This window comes from Lentzea sp. NPDC006480 (genome assembly GCF_040611995.1).
Classification (GTDB): Bacteria; Actinomycetota; Actinomycetes; order Mycobacteriales; family Pseudonocardiaceae; genus Lentzea.
Map to the genome: position 1 here is coordinate 1 of NZ_JBEXPJ010000216.1, position 13,770 is coordinate 13,770.

The 13,770-nt window shown below is 69.5% G+C and carries 14 protein-coding genes; 5 read left to right on the forward strand and 9 right to left on the reverse strand.

The genetic code is table 11. The features are described from left to right. Positions 1-2,979, forward strand: a 2,979-nt coding sequence (locus ABZX92_RS41900; protein ID WP_355571072.1) for a BTAD domain-containing putative transcriptional regulator, incomplete at its 5' end; no start/stop codon positions are given. A gap of 34 nt (positions 2,980-3,013) precedes the next feature. On the opposite strand, the gene ABZX92_RS41905 is transcribed toward ABZX92_RS41900, so the two are convergent. Then, complete coding sequence (locus ABZX92_RS41905; protein WP_355571073.1) at positions 3,014-3,427, reverse strand: hypothetical protein; 414 nt, start codon at positions 3,425-3,427, stop codon at positions 3,014-3,016. 84 nt (positions 3,428-3,511) lie between these two features. Continuing rightward, on the reverse strand, positions 3,512-3,805 hold the full coding sequence (locus tag ABZX92_RS41910; protein WP_355571075.1) for a hypothetical protein: 294 nt from the start codon (positions 3,803-3,805) through the stop codon (positions 3,512-3,514). Positions 3,806-4,049: 244 nt separating this feature from the next. On the opposite strand from ABZX92_RS41910, the gene lexA reads away from it, so the two are divergent. Further along, a complete protein-coding gene (gene lexA, locus ABZX92_RS41915) occupies positions 4,050-4,706 on the forward strand; it encodes a transcriptional repressor LexA (RefSeq protein ID WP_355571096.1) in 657 nt (218 codons plus the stop codon). Here the strand turns inward: lexA and ABZX92_RS41920 are convergent. Further along, positions 4,690-5,418: a helix-turn-helix domain-containing protein gene (locus ABZX92_RS41920; RefSeq protein WP_355571077.1), complete on the reverse strand. Its 729-nt coding sequence runs from the start codon at positions 5,416-5,418 to the stop codon at positions 4,690-4,692. The two genes, lexA and ABZX92_RS41920, sit on opposite strands and share 17 nt — an antisense overlap. Before the next feature lie 128 nt (positions 5,419-5,546). On the opposite strand from ABZX92_RS41920, the gene ABZX92_RS41925 reads away from it, so the two are divergent. Next, the gene (locus tag ABZX92_RS41925; protein ID WP_355571079.1) at positions 5,547-6,182 is read left to right on the forward strand and encodes a hypothetical protein; all 636 of its coding nucleotides are present in this window, start codon (positions 5,547-5,549) and stop codon (positions 6,180-6,182) included. A gap of 9 nt (positions 6,183-6,191) precedes the next feature. Here ABZX92_RS41925 and ABZX92_RS41930 read toward each other — a convergent pair whose 3' ends face one another. Genes ABZX92_RS41930 through ABZX92_RS41940 form a run of 3 tightly spaced genes read right to left on the reverse strand, consistent with a single transcriptional unit; the run spans position 6,192 to position 9,128 of the window. Continuing rightward, complete coding sequence (locus tag ABZX92_RS41930; protein WP_355571081.1) at positions 6,192-7,145, reverse strand: hypothetical protein; 954 nt, start codon at positions 7,143-7,145, stop codon at positions 6,192-6,194. Continuing rightward, positions 7,142-8,602 carry a GTPase HflX gene (hflX, locus tag ABZX92_RS41935; protein WP_355571083.1) on the reverse strand — a complete coding sequence of 487 codons (1,461 nt, stop codon included), beginning with the start codon at positions 8,600-8,602 and terminating at the stop codon, positions 7,142-7,144. Before hflX ends, ABZX92_RS41930 begins: the two co-directional genes overlap by 4 nt. A gap of 25 nt (positions 8,603-8,627) precedes the next feature. Further along, positions 8,628-9,128: a helix-turn-helix domain-containing protein gene (locus ABZX92_RS41940; RefSeq protein WP_355571085.1), complete on the reverse strand. Its 501-nt coding sequence runs from the start codon at positions 9,126-9,128 to the stop codon at positions 8,628-8,630. Between the two features lie 54 nt (positions 9,129-9,182). Between ABZX92_RS41940 and ABZX92_RS41945 the strand changes: the two genes are divergently transcribed. Both ABZX92_RS41945 and ABZX92_RS41950 read left to right on the forward strand, forming a co-directional pair. Then, complete coding sequence (locus ABZX92_RS41945; protein WP_355571087.1) at positions 9,183-10,424, forward strand: MFS transporter; 1,242 nt, start codon at positions 9,183-9,185, stop codon at positions 10,422-10,424. Next, entirely contained in the window at positions 10,417-11,313 is an 897-nt protein-coding gene (locus ABZX92_RS41950; protein WP_355571089.1) for an SMP-30/gluconolactonase/LRE family protein, read from the forward strand. Before ABZX92_RS41945 ends, ABZX92_RS41950 begins: the two co-directional genes overlap by 8 nt. A 22-nt stretch (positions 11,314-11,335) precedes the next feature. Here ABZX92_RS41950 and dapF read toward each other — a convergent pair whose 3' ends face one another. Genes dapF through ABZX92_RS41965 form a run of 3 tightly spaced genes read right to left on the reverse strand, consistent with a single transcriptional unit; the run spans position 11,336 to position 13,319 of the window. Further along, positions 11,336-12,145 (reverse strand): diaminopimelate epimerase, encoded by an 810-nt coding sequence (gene dapF / locus ABZX92_RS41955; protein ID WP_355571091.1) that lies wholly within the window; start codon positions 12,143-12,145, stop codon positions 11,336-11,338. Continuing rightward, positions 12,133-13,041, reverse strand: a complete 909-nt coding sequence (gene miaA, locus ABZX92_RS41960) for a tRNA (adenosine(37)-N6)-dimethylallyltransferase MiaA (RefSeq protein ID WP_355571093.1) — start codon at positions 13,039-13,041, stop codon at positions 12,133-12,135. Before miaA ends, dapF begins: the two co-directional genes overlap by 13 nt. Next, the gene (locus ABZX92_RS41965; protein WP_355571095.1) at positions 13,038-13,319 is read right to left on the reverse strand and encodes a hypothetical protein; all 282 of its coding nucleotides are present in this window, start codon (positions 13,317-13,319) and stop codon (positions 13,038-13,040) included. The genes miaA and ABZX92_RS41965 overlap by 4 nt, the downstream gene beginning before the upstream one ends. Between the last annotated feature and the right edge of the window lie 451 nt (positions 13,320-13,770).

Here is a 13,770-nt window from a genome sequence, read left to right on the forward strand (position 1 = left end):
GCCGGGCCGGTGCGCCCGGCCGGACCGAAACAGGCGTCGGTGCTGGCGGCGCTGCTGCTCAGCCCCGGCCGGGTCGTGCCGGAGGACCGGCTGATCGACCTGACCTGGGGTGAGCAGGCGCCGCGCAGCGCCCGCGGCAGGCTGCAGGTGCACGTGTCCGACCTGCGCAAGCTGATCGGCACCGACGTGATCACGCGTGGCGCGTCCGGATACTCGATCGAGGTCGCGCCCGGTGAGCGCGACCTCGACCTGTTCGACGACGCCGTCGCCCGCGCCCGGACGCTGACCGGTGAGGCCGCCATCGCACCCCTGCGCGAGGCGCTCGCGTTGTGGACCGGCACACCGCTCGACGGTGTGAGCGACGAGCTGGCCGAGCTGGAACGCCCGGCGCTGCTCGAACGACGCCTCGCGATCGCCGAGGAGCTGCACGAGCTCCAGGTCGCCGCGGGCCATCACGCCGAGGCGCTGGGCGAGCTGCGCAAGCTCGTCGACGAGCACCCGTTCCGCGAACGGCCGCGCGCGACGCTGATGCTCGCGCTGCACGGGTGCGGACGTGCCGCCGAGGCGCTGGAGGTGTACTCCCAGGGGCACGACCTGCTGGTGTCCGAGCTCGGCATCGAACCGGGACAGGCGTTGCGCGACGCCCAGCTGCGCGTCCTGCGCGGCGACGACCGGGCTCCCGTCCAGCCGGTCACCGAGGTGCGCCCGGCCGAACTCCCCTTGGCGGCACGGGGTTTCGCGGGCCGTGCGGCGGAGCTGGCCGAGCTGGAGGCCGGTGAGGACGGCGTGTGGCTGATCACCGGTACCGCGGGAGTCGGGAAGACCGCGCTCGCCGTGCGGTGGGCGCACGCGGCCCGTGACCGCTACCCCGACGGGCAGCTGTACGTGAACCTGCGCGGTTTCGACGCCGACGACGAACCCCTCAGCGCTACCGCCGCACTGGCTCAGCTGCTGCGCGCACTCGGTGCCAGACCGTCCGAATCGGACGACCAAAGTGGACTTTTCCGGTCACTGCTCGCGGACCGGAAAGCCTTGGTGGTGCTGGACAACGCGCGCGACGCCGCTCAGGTGCTGCCGCTGCTGCCGTCGTCCGGCCGCGTGCTGGTGACGAGCAGGAACCGGCTGGGCGACCTGGTCGCCCGCACCGGCGCTCGCACGATCACCCTGGCGCAGCTGCCGGAGCGGGACTCGCACGCGCTGCTCGTCTCGGCGCTCGGCGAGGAGCGCGTGGCCGCCGAACCCGCCGCCGCCGCGGAGCTGGCCGAGGTGTGCGGGCACCACCCGCTCGCGTTGCGGATCGCCGCGGCCAACGTCGGTACGAGCATCGGTGCGGCGGTCGCGGAGCTGCGCGCCGACCCGCTGCTCGCCTTCGACGGCGCGGAGCAGAGCGCGGTCGCCACGGCGTTCTCCGTGTCCTACCAAGCACTTCCGGACGGCCAGCGGCGACTGTTCCGATTGCTCGGCGTCGTGCCGGGACCGGATTTCACGCCGCACGACGCGGCGGCGTTGCTCGGCACCGGCTCCGGTGTCGCGATCCGGTTGCTGCGCGGGTTGAGTGCCGCGAACCTGGTCGAGGCGCATGCGCCGGGCCGCTACCGGTTCCACGACCTGGTCCGCCGCTACGCCGAGGAACGCGCGGACAGCGGGGAATCCGCGCCCGCGTGGGAAAGACTGTTCGCCGGCTACCTCGCGGCCGCCGACGCGGCGGTGGCCCTGCTGGGCAAGCGAGTGGTGTCGCTGCCCCGCGACGACGAACCCGCCGAGAGCCCGGTGCGGTTCGGTTCGAGCGCGGAAGCCGTGGCGTGGCTGGACGTGGAGGCGCCCAACCTGGTCGCGGCGTTGCGACGGGCAGCCGTGGCCGGCCCGCGCCCGCAGGTCTGGTATCTCGCCGACGCGGTTCGGCGGTTCTTCCACGACCACGGCAGGCGCGCGGAGTGGCTGGAGCTCGCGTCGGTGCTGCTGCCCGCTGCCAGGCGGCACGAAGCGCACGCCGCGGAAGCGTTGCTGCGCCTGACGATGGGTGGCGCGGCGTTTCGCGAAGGGCGGCACACGGACGGTGTCGCGCACACTGAAGAGGCGGCGCGGGCCAGCCGTGTGTGCGGGTGGCGCGAGTGCGAGGCGACGGCCGTGTCGAACCTCGGGTCGATGCTGGACTGGACGGGCAGGCTCGCCGAGGCGGTCGAGCACAGCCACCGTGCGATCGAGCTGTTCCGCGAGCTGGGCAACCCGTCGGGCGAGAGTCACGCGCTGAACTCATTGAGCTGTCACTACCGGCAGCTCGGCAGGCTGGCCGAGGCCAGAACGTGCCTCGAGGAGTCGGTCCGGTTGTGCCGCAAGGATTCGCTCGCTTTCTGGGAGGCCGCCAACCTGGCGGACCTGGGGTCGGTGCTGCTGGCGCTCGGCGACGTCGCGAACGCCGAGCACACGTTGCTGCTCGCGCTGGAGTCGTTCCGCGAGCAGGGATCCCGCTTCGGTGAAGCCACGGCGCTGAGCGGGCTGAGCGCCGTGCATCTGGCCCGCGACGACCACGACACCGCCCGCCGGACCGCCGCCGAGGCGCTGGAGTGCGCCCGGCAGGACGGCGACCAGCAGGCCGAGGCTGTGGCGTTGATCGGGCTGGGACGTGCGACGTCCGCGCGGGAACACCTGGTGCGGGCGTTGGAGATCGCGACGCGGTCCGGCCTGCGCGGACTGGAGGCGGAGGCGTCCGCCGCGCTCGCCCACGTCCTCGCCGCCACCGATCCGGCGACGGCGCGGCCGCACGCGACCGCCGCCCTCGAGGTGGCACGAGCGGGTGGGTTCCGCTCCCTGGAGGCGGAGGCGCTGTTCGCCGTCGCCGCCGTGGAGTCCGTCTCCGGTCGAGACGCGCAGGCCGGACACGCGATGCGGGAGGCCCTGCGCATCTGGCGCGACACCGGGCACGTCACCGGAGCCGCACGCGCGACGCGCGCCCTCGAAGGCCTCACCGCGCGGCCGTGAGCGAGCCCTGCCCCCACCGCTCACGGCCGAACTGTCAGGCCACGCCCGTGTCGGTGTCGCAGTACTTGAGGGTGGCGCCCTTCTCCTTCTGCAGGCACACCTGCAGGTACACCTTGGTGCCCTCGGGGATGTTGATGTCGTCCGGGTAGGTGTTGCAGTTCAGCCGCGGGTCCTGGTGGTGGCCCGAGTGATGCCACAACTTGTACTCGTACAGGATGCCGTTGTACGTGTAGCTGAGCTTGCCGCGCACGCCGAGGTCGTCGTAGTCGCGGTCGCAGATCCCGAAGTGCTCGCCGTAGGCCTTGAACCAGGCCATGCCGCCCTTGGGGTCCGGGTCGTCGGTGTAGACGTCGACGTCTCGGGAGGCGGCGGCGCCGGCGGCCGGCGCCATGGACAGCAGGGTGCCGACGGCGATGGTCGCGGCCGCGGCGATTCGTCCCAGTCTCATTCTCGTTGCCTCCGGGGTGGGCTCGTCTGTCGCACCGAATGGTGGACAGGGCCACTTCCGCGAGGCTTCGGTTTCGCTTCGGTCTTACGGGGTGACGCCGGTCTGCTGGAGGTAGAGCACACCGAGAGCGATGACCGTCAGGGCGCTCAGCACACCGACGGCGACGAGTTCGAGCATCGACTCGCGCTTCGGCCGGACCTCGCACGAGCTCGACTCGCGCGACGCGGGCACCGCGACCGGACGCGGCCTGGTCGCCGGTCGCCTCGGCATGACCCGGGGACCCGAACGGAGTGGACGCCCCGCTGCGACGGCAGCGACGTCACTGCCTTCGACACCCGGCAACCGCTTCTCGACGAGCACCGCCATGACGACCTCCATCGCAGGTCAACCACCATGATCGAACAGGGGTTCGATCGAACGTCCGTGCGAATTTCTACCAGACCGACCCGCCGAACGCCACAACACGCGCCCAAATACCTCGAACAGGTGTTTGATCTGTGCAGCAAACACGACTACCGTCGACCACGAAGATCGACGGAGTGCCGGAATCCCATTCGAACTGGGGGCGGCGAGGAGGACAGCGACCGTGGCAGGCAAGACGATCGACCCGGACCCCGCTCTTGTGGCGGCAGAGGTAAGTGAGATCGCGGGCAACGCGGGCCTGACTTTGCGTCAGCGCAAGGTTCTCGATGTGATCCGCGACTGGGTCGACCGCTTCGGTTACCCCCCGAGCGTGCGCGAGATCGGCGAGGCCGTGGGCCTGACGTCGACCTCGTCGGTCGCGTACCAGCTGCGCGCGCTGGAGCGGAAGGGCTTCCTGCGCCGCGACGCCAACCGCCCGCGCGCGGTGGGCATGCTGCCCTCCGAGATCGACCCCGGTCTCGACCCGATGTCCAAGCCGACGCCCGCGTACGTGCCGATGGTCGGCCGGATCGCGGCCGGTGGGCCGATCCTGGCGGAGGAGTCGATCGAGGACGTGTTCCCGCTGCCGCGCGAGATCGTCGGCGAGGGCGAGCTGTTCCTGCTGCGCGTCGTCGGTGACTCGATGATCGACGCCGCCATCACGGACGGCGACTGGGTCGTCATCCGCAAGCAGCCGACCGCCGACCAGGGCGAGATCGTCGCCGCCATGATCGACGGCGAGGCGACCGTCAAGACGTTCAAGCGCAAGGACGGCCACGTGTGGCTGATGCCGCACAACACGGCCTACCAGCCGATCAACGGCGACGAGGCCACCATCCTCGGCAAGGTCGTCACCGTGCTCAGGCGTCTCCCCTAGCTCTTTTCTTCTTCTCGAAGAAGTCGACCCACTTCTGCCGCGTCGCCTCCATCTCCAGGACGACGAAGCTGAAGAACTGGCCCATGTCCTTGAGGCGCTCACCCACTGGCGTGGCGGGTCCGAAGATCTCGGACCCGTCCAGTGCGGTGTTCGACCACAGGGCGTTGCGCTCGGCGCTGGACAGCCACGCCCGGTACCAGAGGTCGTCGTCGAGGAAGTAGCGCATCCGCTTGCCGTCGCGCTCGCTGCGCAACAGACCCAGCTCCTCCAGGTAGCTCGTCGACCGCGAGATCGTGCCCGGGCTGACCGACAGCCGCAGCACCAGCTCGGTCGCCGACAAGCTCCCCTTGTCGGTCATGAAGATCTCGGCGAGGATCCGCGCCGCCGTGCGCGTGAGCCCGGTCTGCCGGAACACGCCGACCAGCCGCAGGTGGAACTCCTGCACTTTGCCTGGGCTGCGGTCGAACGAGTAGGCCTCCTCGTCGATGTCGAGGTCGTCCACCGCGGGCATCCGGCGCGTCGCCCGCTCGGCCGCCGCCCGGTGCGCGGCCCCCGGCCGGTAGTTGTTGTGGCCCCCGTTGCGGGCGACTTCCCGCTGGATCGTCGAGGCGGGCCTTTGCAACCGCCTCCCGATTTCGGAGTACCCCAGCCCGTCCCACAGGAACTGGGCGATGAGCTGCCGTTCGTCTTCATCCAGCCGCTTACCAGGCATTACCTCATGGTGCCGTGCGGTTCAGGCCATTGCAATGACTCTTTTGACGACGAAGTCAAAAGAGTCATTGCTAAGGTGGCAGGTCAGCGAGGCTGGGCGAAGATCAGTGTTGTGGGAATCTGCTGTTCGTGTCCCAAGAGCCTGCGGAGGCGTCGCCGTTCACCGAAGCCCAGATCGTCGACTGGCTGGTCGGCGAGTGCCGCGACGTCGCCGGGCGGATCACGGCCGTGACGACTTCGGGTGATCGCATCTTCGCCACAGGCAGCACGGTGATCGCACTTGCCGCGACCGTCGCTGTCGGTGGCGGCAGGGGTTACCTCTTGATGTGGTTGCCGCTGGCCGTGTCGATCGTGATCCTGCACGGCCTCTATCTGAACAACATGGTGCGAAACCTCATCGGATACCAGCGCGGCCTGGAGAAGGAGATCGCGCGGCGCACCGGTCTGCCGCTGATCGCCTGGCAGTCGCGAATCCTGCGAGGTGGACGGTCTCACCGGCAGGTGAAGACCCTGCTGCTGGCGGCCGTCGTCGTGTACACCGCCAGCGCGGCGATCGGACTGGCGCAGGCACTTCACACGACGGCACCGGGGGCTTGGGGGCAGGAGCGGGCGTGGCTCTACGTCACGCTGACCGTCGTCAACGTCGCCGGTAGCGCGGGTCTCATCGCCTACTCGTACGTGAGCCAGCGCGGCGGCACGAAAGAGGCCGAGAGCAAGATCGAAAAAGCCTTCGCGGCGGCAGCTGTCCCGCCGCGCGCCGACTGATCAGCGCGGTCAGGCTCGGCGGCGCAGGCGGAGGCCGATGACGAGGGCGGCGATCAGGACGACGCCGCCGAGGGTCAGGGCCAGGGGCCAGTTCTGCCAGGAGCTGGACGTCGACGGCGGCGACGCTTGGGGTTGGTCGGCAGCCGGCGGTGGGGGCGTCGTGGTCGTCGGCGCCGGCGGCTTGGCCAGCGCGGCGGCGCCCGCCACTGCGCGGATCGGGGTGCCGACGCCTTCCGAGCCGGAGAGCAGGGTGCCGTCCGGGTCGAAGGCGATGGCCTCGCCCTGGGGTTCGTTCGGCAGCGGGATGCGGACCGGGTCGCCGGAGAGGGCTTTCACCAGATCGCCGTCCGGGACCGGGTAGAGGTAGGCGTCGGTGTAGGTGCGCAGGGCGATCACCGAGCCGTCGGCCGTGGCGGCGGCGCCGGTCACGAGCCGCGAGTCAAGGGTGCCTTCCAGGGGGCCGCCCGGAGTGTCCGTGGTGGACAGCGACACGCGCGCTACCTGCTCCAACGGGACTGATATATCGGTTTGGAGCGGGGCCGTCGGGCGATATACCAGTGCGGAGCCGATGGGTTCCTTGGTGACGATGTACGGGATGCCGGACTTGTCGATCAACAAGGCTTCGGCGTCGTGCTTGCCGTCCGGGTAGGTGAGGCGGAACCGCTCCACGGCGCCCGAGGGCGAAACCTTGTGCAGGGCGATCGTGGAGCGGGACTTGCCGTTGTCGCCGGTGTCGGAGGCCCAGAGGGTGCCGTCCAGCGTCATCGCCAGGTCTTCGACGTCGAACGGGTCGACGGGCGCGGTGATCGTGCGCCGAACGGCGCAGTCACGGCCCATGACCTGGATGCGCAGCGTGCCGTTGTCGCTGTCGTTGACGGCGAAGAACTGGTTTCCGTCGGACGTGAGCCCGGAGAGCTCTTGCATGCTGACCGGGCACACGTCCACCGGTGGAGGCGGGATCAAGCAGGAGTTCCGTTCGTCGCGAACTCCTCGAGCAGGCCCGCGAGGTCCGGGCGCACGCGGGCGGACAGCAGCGTGCCCGACTCCGTGTGCTTCTCGGACAGCACTTCGCCGTCGCGGTGCACGCGGGCGACGACCTCGCCGCGCGCGTACGGGACGAGAGCCTCGACCACGACCTCGGGCCGTGGCATCAGCTCGGCGATGCGGACCTTCAGCTCCTCGATGCCGAGGCCCGAGTGCGCCGACACGAACGACGCGTCCGGGAACAGGTGCCGCAGCCGGGCCAGGCCCAGGTCGCCCACCGCGTCGATCTTGTTCACGACGAGCAGCTCGCGCGGCATCGGCGTGCCGGACTCCTCGTTGATCTCGGCCAGCACCTCGCGCACGGCCTTGACCTGCGACTCCGGCATTGCGTCGGAACCGTCGACGACGTGCACGAGCAGGTCGGCCTGGCCGACCTCCTCCAGCGTCGAGCGGAACGCCTCGACCAGCTGGTGCGGCAGGTGCCGGACGAAGCCGACCGTGTCCGTCAGCGTGTACGCCAGGCCCTCCGGCGTCAGCGCGCGGCGCGTCGTCGGGTCGAGGGTGGCGAACAGCGCGTCCTCCACCAGGACACCGGCGTCGGTCAGCGCGTTGAGCAGCGAGGACTTGCCAGCGTTCGTGTAACCCGCGATGGCGACGCTCGGGATCTCGTTCGCGACGCGGCGGCTGCGCTTGGTCTCGCGGATCACCTTGATCGCGGAGAGCTCGCGGCGGAGCTTCGAGATGCGGTCGCGGATCCGGCGCCGGTCGGTCTCGATCTTGGTCTCACCGGGACCGCGCAGACCCACGCCGCCGTTGCCGCCACCGGCACGACCACCGGCCTGCCTCGACAACGTCTCACCCCAGCCGCGCAGGCGCGGCATCAGGTACTGCAGCTGGGCCAGCTCGACCTGGGCCTTGCCCTCCTTGGACCGCGCGTGCTGCGCGAAGATGTCCAGGATGAGCGCGGTCCGGTCGATGACCTTGACCTTGAGCCTCTCCTCCAGCTGACGCAGCTGGCCCGGCGAGAGCTCACCGTCGCAGATCACCGTGTCCGCGCCGGTCGCCTGCACCACGTCGCGCAGCTCGGAGACCTTGCCGGAGCCGATGTACGTCGCCGCGTCGGGCTTGTCGCGCCGCTGCACCACGCCTTCGAGGACCTCGGAACCGGCGGTCTCGGCAAGGCGCGCCAGCTCGGCCATCGAGGCGTCGGAGTCCGCGGCCGTGCCCTCGGTCCACACCCCGACGAGCACGACCCGCTCCAGGCGAAGCTGCCGGTACTCGACCTCGGTGATGTCCTCGAGCTCGGTCGACAACCCGGCGACACGACGCAACGCGGCACGTTCGACACGTTCGTAGTCGCCCGTCGAGAAGTCTTCCTCTTCCCACGTCGAGTCGAACTCGGGGTCGAACTCTGTGCTCTGGATGTTTTCCGTCATTTGCCCTTCATCGTCCCACGGACTGCTAGTCCCCCGGATACACCGCGAGGTAGATCGCCACACGGGGAACATCCGGCTTGACCGGTTGCGCGGCCAGCTCATCCATCAACGACGCGAGCCGCTGCTTTAGTTCCTCGGGGTCGACGGTGACGACCAGGCGGCTCTGATCCACGTCCCTGAGCCCGATGTCGGCAACCTCGCCGAGGAAAGCGTGCAGCATCGCCTCACCGACTGCGACCGCATTTTCGCTGTTGTCGAGCTGCCAGGACAGCCCTGTCGACCGATAGGGGATCTCTTTCGCTCCCCTGTTGCCCGCGCGGGGAGGCATCGCTTCGAGGAATCCGGCCGCGACGAGCTTGCGGACGTGGTGCAGCGTCGTCGCCGGGTCCTTGCCGAGGCGCTGCGCCAGCTCCTTGTTGGTCAGCGGCCGGTCGAACGTCATGCGGATCATCCGCAGCCGCAGGTCAGAGCTGAGAGCCGCGGCTTCCTCGCTCGTCGCGGGCCGTCGCTTGCGGGAGAGTGCCACGCCTCCAGTCTAAGTGATTGACAGTTTCCAATCACTCAGCGCAGACTCGTCGGCATGGCGCTTTGGGGGCACCCCGACTTCCGCAGGCTCTGGATGGGCGACACCATCAGCCAGTTCGGCGCGAACGTCGGCATGACGGTCATCCCGCTGCTCGCGGCGGGTGTGCTGAACGCGACACCGTTCGAGATGGGTCTGCTGGCCGCGGCGAGCATGATGGCGTTCCTGCTGATCGGCCTTCCCGCGGGCGTGTGGGTCGACCGGATGCGCCGCAGACCGCTGATGATCGCGATGGACGTCTCGCGCGCGGCACTGCTGCTGAGCGTGCCCGTCGCGTGGTGGCTCGACGTGCTGACGCTGCCGCAGCTCATCGCGGTGAGCCTCGCGGTGGGTGTGTGCACGGTGTTCTTCGACGTCGCCTACCAGTCGTACCTGCCGTCGCTGGTCGGACGCGCCCAGCTCGTCGAGGGCAACTCGAAGCTGCAGGCCAGCCTGTCGGTCGCGGAGGTGTCCGGACCCGCGATCGGCGGCTACGCGGCACAGTTCCTCGGCGCGGCCAACGGCGTCCTGGCGACCGGTGTGGGTTACCTGAGCTCGGCGTTCTTCCTGCTCCGGATCAAGACCGTCGAACCGGCGCCGGAACGCCACCCCGACCCGCACCTGCGTCGCGAGATCGGCGAGGGACTGCGGTTCGTCTTCGGCAACACGACGCTGCGCATGATCGTGGCGTGCACCGGCACGTCGAACTTCTTCCACGGCATCCAGAACGCCGTGATGATCCTCTTCCTGCTGAACGTCGTCGGGCTCAGCGAGGGAACGGCCGGCCTGCTCCTCAGCGCGGGCGGCGTCGGCGGTGTGCTCGGCGCGGCGTTCGCGTACCGGATCGGCGTGCTGGTCGGGCAGGCCAGGATGATCTGGCTCATCCCGATGCTGACCTGGCCGTTCACCCTGACGCTGCCGTTCGTGTCGGACGGGTGGGGCCTGGTGCTGCCGATGGCCGGCTCGGCGGTGTGCGTGTTCGGGATCGTCGTCTACAACGTCGGCCAGGTGAGCTACCGGCAGGCGATCTGCCCCGACCACCTGCTGGGCCGGATGAACGCCTCGATCCGCTGGGTGGTGTGGGGCTCGACGCCGCTGGGCGCGCTGCTGGGCGGCGGGCTCGGCACGTGGATCGGCATCGTGCCGACGCTGTGGGTCGCGTTGATCGGTTCGGTCCTCGGAATGTTGTGGGTGTTGTTCTCACCGTTGCGGACGATGCGTGATCTTCCGACCGGAGCTAGCGTCGACGCCCATGGCTGAGGCGCAACAAGCAGGTACTCGGGTACTGCGGGACGGTCTCCACTTCGGCGAGGGACCGCGACGCGGCCCCGACGGCCGCCTCTACTACTCCGACTTCTACGCGGGCGAGGTGCACGCGCTCGACCTCGCGACCGGTGAGGACGAGCTCGTCGTCGCCTTCGACGGCCAGCCTTCGGGCCTCGGGTGGCTGCCCGACGGACGCATGCTCATCGTGTCGATGCTCGACCACACCGTGCGCCGTCTTGAGGGCGACGACCTCGTACTCCACGCTGATATATCGGATGTCGCGACCTATCACGCCAACGACATGCTCGTCGACGGCGAGGGTCGCGCGTACGTCGGCAACTTCGGGTTCGACCTGCACGGCCTGATCACCGAAGTCGGTATCCCGCGACTCCTCGACCCCGACTTCGACCCGCCGGGCGCCGCACTCGCTCTCGTCCAGCCCGACGGCTCCGTCAGCGTCGTCGCCGAAGACCTCAAGTTCCCCAACGGCATGGCCCTGCTGCCCGACCCGACCGGCGAGTCCGAGAGCGGCAATATATTGGTTGTCGCCGAGACCGTTGCATTCAAACTCACTTCGTTTTCGGTCGACCGCAACGGATCGTTGCAAAACCGCAGGTTGTGGGCCGATGTGAAGGAGTTCGGGATCGCGCCGGACGGAATCGCCGGTGACGGCGACGGTGTGTGGGTGGCGCCGGCGTTGCAGCCCGCGGTGTTCCGGGTGACCGAGGGCGGCAAGATCACGCACCGGGTGGAGACGACGCAGACGTGCTTCGCCGTCGCCGTCGTCGACGACAAGCTGGTGTGCCTGACGGCGCCGGATTCGCACCCGGACGTGGTCAAGCCCGAGCGGCTCGGGAAGGTCGAGGTCTACGACCTCAACTGATATGTCGGAAGCGATATATCAGTCAGGCCAGGGCGTCCCACCAGGACTTGTCGAGCTCGCCGCGCGCGACGAGCACGGCAGGTCCGGTGAGCGTCGACGTCGTCGGCTCGATCGTCACGAACACCTGGCCGCCGAGGACGTCGACGGTCGCCGAGCCGGTGGTGCGGCCCTGGCCCGCGAGCCACGAGGCGACGGACGCGACGGTGCCGGTGCCGCACGAGCGGGTCTCGCCGACGCCGCGTTCGTAGACGCGCATCTTCAGAGCACCGCCACGGGGGCCGTCGGCTTCGAGGACGTTGATCAGCTCGACGTTGACGCCGTGCGGGAAGAACACCGGGTCGAAGCCGGGCGGCACGGTGAGGTCGAAGCCGTCGACCGGCACATCGGTGACGCACGCGAGGTGCGGGTTGCCGACGTCGACCGCGAAGCCGCCGATACCGGTGCCGTCGACCGCCGCGATGGACGTGCCGGTGACGCGGGCGGGGCCCATGTCGTTCGTGACGGAGCCGTCCGGGTGCGTGATGACCGTGCGATCGCCCGCCCGTGTGCCCACGACGAAGGAACCCTGCGGCTGATGGCCCGCGTCGACGAGGTAGCGGGCGAAGACGCGCAGGCCGTTGCCGCACATCTCGGCGATGGAGCCGTCGGCGTTGCGGTAGTCCATGAACCACTGGCCGTCCACACGGACCACGCGCAGGACACCGTCGGCGCCCAGGCCGCGCTGCCGGTCGCACAGCGCCTGGACGCGCGCAGGAGTCAGGTCCAGCTGGTCATCGAGGTCGGGCAGGATGACGAAGTCGTTCTCCGTGCCGTGCCCCTTCACGAACTCCACGGCACCAGGTTACCGGCGGCCTCGACCAAATCGGGCCGCGCACCGTCCAGCCAGGTGATGCGCTGGTCACGCCGGAACCAGGAACGCTGCCGCCGCACGAACCGGCGGGTGGCGCGTTTGGTCTCCTCGGCCGCGAAGTCGATCGTGCAGGCTCCGTCCATTGCGGACAGGACCTGCTGGTAGCCCAGCGCACGCGAAGCCGTCTTGCCGTCGCGCAGACCGAGCCGGACGAGGGCACGCACCTCACGCTCCAACCCCGACGCGAACATCACGTCGACCCGCTGGTCGACGCGCGAGTCCAGTTCGGACACCTCGCGGTCGACGCCGATCTGAACGGTGTCGTAGCGGGCCGGACCGGGCTTGGGGAGGTTCGCGGAGAACGGCTGCCCGGTCAGCTCGATGACCTCCAGAGCGCGCACGATCCGGCGCCCGTTCGAAGGCAGGATCGCGATCGCGGCCGCCGGGTCCAGAGTCCGCAACCGCTGGTGCAGCGCCTCCGGGCCGAGAGAAGCCAGCTCGGCCTCGAAACGCTCCCGCACGGCGTCGTCGGTACCGGGAAACTTCAGGTCGTCGAGCACCGCCTGCACGTACAGACCGGAACCGCCGACGAGGATCGGCGGCTTGCCGGCAGCGAGCAGGTCCTCGATCACCGCACGCGTCTCCCGCTGATAGGCCGCGACGGACGCGGTCTCGGTGACGGAGAGAACGTCGAGCAGGTGGTGCGGGACGCCGCGACGCTCGGCGAGCGTCATCTTCGCCGTGCCGATGTCCATGCCCCGGTAGAGCTGCATGGCGTCGGCGTTGACGACCTCTCCCCCGAACCGTTCCGCCAAGGAGACTGCCAGGTCGGACTTGCCGGTCGCGGTGGGTCCGACAACTGCGATGGGGGTGATCACGGGCGCTCCCAGACAGCGACGTGGTAGCCCACGCCGAACGGTGCGAAGAACTCGGCCGACGAGCAACGCCACGGTCCGGGCACCCCGGCGAGGACCTGCCACGCCGCCCGGCCCTGTGCACCCAGCTCCGCCGCGAGCTCGACGTCGAGAGAAAGCAGGCCGTCCACGTCAGCGGCGGCCAGAAGTGAATGAACGTGCTCGTCGAAAGGTCCCGAACGCTCGTCGTCAGAGCCCGGCGAGCGGGCGCCGTGACGAGTGGAACCGTCGCCCAGGATCAAGAGCCCGGCGGATTCGTCCGCAAGTCGTTGTCCAAACGAGACACATTCGGATGTCGGCAGATCACGCGGTATGAGTTCAACGCGTGACACTTCGACTGCGCACTGTTCCCGCAGCCACGCGGTGATTAGCACTGGCAACGGAATTCGGGGGTCCGGGACCGAGTCACCGCCGAGTGATACAGGTACATCGACCCCATATCCGAGAAAAGTTCCTGACAGCGGTGGCACCATCGTCGAAGGGCCGCTGTCGTCCACCGCGACGGCGACCCACGGACCGGGCAGTTTCCCTGCTGCGGCAACGGTTGCGGCGCGCACGGACGCGGTTTCCGCGGCGGCTCCCGCGACCAGTTCTGGCACCAGAAGAGGCGGGTGCGGTACCACTGCGGCACGGGTGATCACGACGAACCAGGCTACCTATCGTGGACTCCCAGTACCGAGTCGAGCTCTGACC

What these genes read in the sequence shown, in the direction of transcription:
- ABZX92_RS41905 (WP_355571073.1), bottom strand. Translation starts at nt 3,427, where the DNA reads ATGAGACTGGGACGAATCGCCGCGGCCGCGACCATCGCCGTCGGCACC.
- ABZX92_RS41910 (WP_355571075.1), bottom strand. Translation starts at nt 3,805, where the DNA reads ATGGAGGTCGTCATGGCGGTGCTCGTCGAGAAGCGGTTGCCGGGTGTC.
- ABZX92_RS41920 (WP_355571077.1), bottom strand. Translation starts at nt 5,418, where the DNA reads ATGCCTGGTAAGCGGCTGGATGAAGACGAACGGCAGCTCATCGCCCAG.
- hflX (WP_355571083.1), bottom strand. Translation starts at nt 8,602, where the DNA reads ATGACGGAAAACATCCAGAGCACAGAGTTCGACCCCGAGTTCGACTCG.
- ABZX92_RS41945 (WP_355571087.1), top strand. Translation starts at nt 9,183, where the DNA reads ATGGCGCTTTGGGGGCACCCCGACTTCCGCAGGCTCTGGATGGGCGAC.
- ABZX92_RS41950 (WP_355571089.1), top strand. Translation starts at nt 10,417, where the DNA reads ATGGCTGAGGCGCAACAAGCAGGTACTCGGGTACTGCGGGACGGTCTC.